This is a genomic window from Tropicibacter alexandrii (assembly GCF_003667315.2).
Taxonomy (GTDB): Bacteria; Pseudomonadota; Alphaproteobacteria; order Rhodobacterales; family Rhodobacteraceae; genus Tropicibacter; species Tropicibacter alexandrii.
In genome coordinates this window covers 1-1,520 of the sequence record NZ_RCTZ02000053.1, presented here as the reverse complement: position 1 = coordinate 1,520, position 1,520 = coordinate 1, and the positions used below count along the sequence as shown (strand labels likewise).

General features: G+C 61.6%; 1 protein-coding gene. It reads left to right on the top strand.

The genetic code is table 11. The features are described from left to right. Positions 1 to 83 precede the first annotated feature (83 nt). Positions 84 to 1,445: an ISNCY family transposase gene (locus tag D8Z78_RS24305; RefSeq protein ID WP_121634752.1), complete on the top strand. Its 1,362-nt coding sequence runs from the start codon at positions 84 to 86 to the stop codon at positions 1,443 to 1,445. Positions 1,446 to 1,520: the final 75 nt, after the last annotated feature.

Genomic DNA, 1,520 nt, shown 5'->3' with positions numbered 1-1,520 from the left:
TGTAGCCGCAAAGTTAAAGTGTCCCACATCTGCAAATCAGAAGTGTCACACTTCCCCTGTTGCTGACAGGATTGGAGTGGACCGTGGGATTGGTGCTTATGAGCGAACGAGACCTGAACCGTGTCGAGATTTTGAGCCAGGTCGTGCAAGGCCGGATGACGGCAACGAATGCGGCGAACCTTCTGGCGCTGAGCCGCAGACAAGTCCAACGTCTGTTGAAGAGCTTTCGAACCAACGGACCGGCTGCGATCCGGCACAAGGCGCGCGGTCGGCCATCGAATAATCGGATCGATCCGGCGGTGCGCGTTTTGGCCGTCACGTTGGTGCAGGAACAGTACGCTGATTTCGGACCGACGCTGGCGACCGAGAAGCTGGCCGAGGACCATGGCCTGAAGGTGTCCCGGGAGACGCTGCGCAAATGGATGCAAGACGCCGGGATCTGGCTTTCGAGAAAGCAGCGCCGCACGTTTCACCAGCCGCGCCTGCGCCGGGAATGCTATGGTGAGTTGATCCAGATTGACGGCTCCGATCACCGCTGGTTCGAGGACCGCGGGCCGCTCTGCACACTGCTGGTATTCGTGGATGATGCGACCAGCACGTTGATGCACCTGGAATTCGTGACGTCGGAAAGCACGTTCAGCTACTTCGGTGCCTTGGAACGCTACCTGCATGAACATGGTCGTCCCGTGGCTTTCTACAGCGACAAGCACAGCGTGTTCCGGGTGGCGAAGCAAGGCGCAAAGACAGGCCATGGTACCACCCAATTCGGGCGCGCGCTCAACGAGTTGAACATCGAGATCCTCTGCGCGAACAGCTCTCAGGCCAAGGGCCGCGTCGAACGCGCCAACCGCACGCTGCAGGATCGGCTGGTGAAGGAGCTGAGGCTGGCGGGCATCTCTGATATGGCCGCGGGGAACGCTTTCCTGCCGGGGTTCATGCAGCGCTACAACGCGCGTTTCGCAAAGGCCCCGCGGCGGCCCGACGATCTGCACCGTGCGTTGAACACGGAACCGGACCGCCTGCGCGAGATCCTGTGCCTGAGGGATGAGCGCTATGTCGGTGCCCAGCTTGCCTTTTCCTACGACCGGCACCGGATCATCCTGGAAGAGAACGACCTCAGCCGTGACCTCCCCGGCAAGTACATCGACAGCTACGAGCACGAGGACGGCGCTCTGGAATTCCGCTGGAAAGGCATTTCTCTACCGTACCGGATTTTCGACATGGACCAGCGCGTGACCCACGCCGCGATCACCGAGAACAAGCACCTGAGCGCCGTGCTGGAGCACATCAAGGCCGAGCAGGACAAGGCCCCACCCAAGAAGAAACGCGCCGGCAGACAGCGGACGATCTACGAGCCGACCGGCCGCCGCAATACAGGATGGAACACGCTCGCCGAACGCAAGCGCAAGGCCAACCGCGCAGCCGGTCAGGGCTCCGATACGTGAGGTCTCCGCCCTGCCCGGCTGCGCTCACGGCGCTCCAGGTGGGACATTTCTGCTTTGCCAACCACGCGACATTTC